This window comes from Flavobacterium sp. (assembly GCF_028712645.1).
GTDB lineage: Bacteria > Bacteroidota > Bacteroidia > Flavobacteriales > Flavobacteriaceae > Flavobacterium.
In genome coordinates this window covers 1-2,973 of sequence record NZ_JAQTPQ010000347.1, presented here as the reverse complement: position 1 = coordinate 2,973, position 2,973 = coordinate 1, and the positions used below count along the sequence as shown (strand labels likewise).

General features: G+C 30.6%; 3 protein-coding genes and 1 pseudogene. All 4 read right to left on the bottom strand.

Features of this window, described 5'->3' with window-relative positions:
* Positions 1-791: hypothetical protein (locus tag PHC28_RS17625; protein ID WP_300103614.1), on the bottom strand; the 791-nt coding region annotated here is incomplete at its 3' end.
* A gap of 274 nt (positions 792-1,065) precedes the next feature.
* Positions 1,066-1,614: a UpxY family transcription antiterminator gene (locus PHC28_RS17620; RefSeq protein WP_300103612.1), complete on the bottom strand. Its 549-nt coding sequence runs from the start codon at positions 1,612-1,614 to the stop codon at positions 1,066-1,068.
* A 306-nt stretch (positions 1,615-1,920) separates the two neighbouring features.
* Entirely contained in the window at positions 1,921-2,187 is a 267-nt protein-coding gene (locus PHC28_RS17615; protein WP_300103610.1) for a transposase, read from the bottom strand.
* A gap of 555 nt (positions 2,188-2,742) precedes the next feature.
* A pseudogene (locus PHC28_RS17610) lies at positions 2,743-2,973 on the bottom strand (hypothetical protein); the annotation flags it as partial.

Sequence of the window (2,973 nt, the reverse complement as noted above, 5' to 3'; positions counted from 1 at the left end):
TTTCTGAAAGTTAAAAATGGCATTTGGTTTAAAAATGAGAGCGTTGATTGCATCTTTATATAATTTAACAATAGAGACTGCATTCGAAAAACCACACCTACTTCTGCACAGGAATAAATGAACCTCTGAATTTCATTTTGTTCTAAGGAACTTTTACAATAGAATACTTCGTCAATCGCCTTGTTATCGATTACTTCGGAAAGATCGTTTACGCATGGTATGATGTGGAATTCTTTGCCATATTTAGATTTAATCACCTCATCGTCAGTCATTATAGCCCATATCCGATATCCCCAATCTTTAGTTTCAACCAACCGATCAATGAAATAACTTGAATCTTCATCAGCAATGATCAAAATTAATCTACTATTCAAGCCCTCCCTTCGAAGATATTTCATCGTTGCAGATAGAATGAATTTGTAAGAATATAATACAGTTAAGTTTAACAACGCAAAAATACCTAATACTAACCTGGAGACGGAATTAAGATCTAAAAAAACAATTGCAACATAAAGCAAAACATTACCTATTATTATTGCTGTTAAATATTCTACAAATAATACTGAATACATCTTCAATCTCCCAATTCGCCCTAAATTAGATTGATTAAGAATCACTATCCAAAGTGGCACAATGATAAATAAGATTATTTTATATTGTGTCAAATCACTTTGTACAGGCACAAAAAACTTATGCGTCAACCATTTTGCACCGTCAAAGCAAAAAATGGTCAAAACTACCTGAAAAACAATATTCAATTTTTCAAGAATTGGTTCTCTTTCCTTAAGCATGATGGTTAGGTGTTAAGTCGAAATAATTGAAACCGATAGCGTATTCGGGATTGTATTCTGTCTTATTATTCACTACAAACCCTTTAAGGTGATAATCTATAGTTTAACAAATAGTTTTGGGCGAATAACTATTTAATGGATATAAGAATGAGTAAGATAAATTTATATTAATTTTTGATTGTATCTTTCATACCCCTACAAGGAGTTTTAAGATAAATACTTTTGTTCCGGACCTGTTGTTTTGAATGAAATAATACCTTTAAATGAATTGCTTTTAAACTAAAACATTTGATTTGCAAACTATATTTTCATCAAGTAATTTTACTTCATCTCTCGATATGTTAGCATACAAACCACAATTCATTGAATCTAACCGAATCAATAGTCTCATCTGGCCATATACATTTGCAACTTCTCCTTTTATTCCTTTCAACGACCCATGTAAAACCTCAACAGCGACGCCCTTTTGAATACGTTCATAAGTTAAAGTCACTTCATGATCGCATTGGGAAAGAAAATTTCGTATGTTAGTGATTTGGGTTTCTGGAATGGATTGAGCTCTTCCTCCAAAAGTCACATAACAAACAGCTCCTGAAGTATTTAGAACGTAAAAAAATTCTTTGTAACTAACCTTTACGAAGATATAGCATTTAAACAATGGCTCGTCGACCCATTTTTTTCGGTCGCTCCATGCCTTTAATACCTTTCTGGTTGGCAAATAACATTCTATATTTTTTCCCTGCAAATTGTTGAAAAGCTTCTTTTCACCATTCGCTCTGGTATATATCGCATACCAGCGATAGTTTTGTTTTTCTAAGATCATTCTTTTAAAACATTAAATTTTGTGATATTGGTTCTAATTAAATTAGAATATTTTCTAGTTTATTCTAAAAATAATCACACAAACCTTTTTCAATCTCTTTAATGCAATAAAATTACGTTAGAAAAAATTAAAAGTCAATGGGTATTTTCCGACTCCTTATGGTCCCTGTTATTGATTATTTACATGGATAAATATTGAAAGTTATAGAAAACTAATCTTACCTTCAATCCATATACTTTATCAAATTTAATTTAATATAAGATTTTGAAAATCCTTTTCCAAAATTCTAATTTGTAAAAGCAATATCTATTTAGATTTTTCCAGTTTTCCTTTTAATATAAGGTTCTCAAGACTCAAATCGGCAAACATCCGCTTTAACCTGTCATTCTCTTCTTCCAGTTCATTCAACCTATGGATTTCGGATATATTCATACCACCATACTTTACTCTCCAGTTGTAGATTGTTGCCTGGCTTATTCCATACTTTTTAATAAGTGCTGGAATTGTTGTCCCATTTTCATTTTCTTGTAGAATACGATAAATCTGTGATTCTGCAAATCTCTTTTTTGTCATAGTTTGCTGAATTTTTTGATTGTTGAATTATTTATTTAAAAGTACTTTTCAGTTAAAGTAGTAGTTGTTGGTAATCTATAAGCAACAACCAATTAGTGTTTCAGAAATTCTAATTAAAGTGTTCAATAAATTATTTTATTGAATTCTAATTGAAATATTTAAAGGCTTTTAATTATGTGATTTTTGAGATGGAATCGAATGAATCAAATAATAAAATTGGTAGAATTTCAATAATTAAGTAGTAAAATTTGATTGATGAATAAAGGAAATCCTACTGTTATCCACAAATTCTGTGATATAACACCAATTTTTAATCAAATACAGAGATAAACTAAAACTGAAATCCAAACAAAAGGAGGAATGTAATACTATTATATTTTCTTCCTAAATACTTTCTATTTGAAATTAGAAATGATTCCAGAACAAAAGTAATAAAACTATAAATACAAACCAAATAAATTTTCAATTTGTGGTAAATTGCTAGGTTGTTTGCTCTGTAAATGATTAATAAGCAGAGCTGCGCGGATAAGTCAACATTGAAATAGATGATCCTGACTAAGTCCAAAATATTGCGTTCTTTTCTTGTTGAAATTCTGCTTTGGATGAGAAGGATTTATTGTTTTCTTTGATTGCCATGTATACGATTTCAGCTATGTCGTAAACCGGAAGATCACGGTTTTTGGCAAAAGTCTTTTTGCACAGCGGACAAGCGGTGGCCAGCATATCGGGCACATAACTGAGATATTCTTCCATTGCTTTGTCGCGTATTTGGTTGCGTTCATTCAT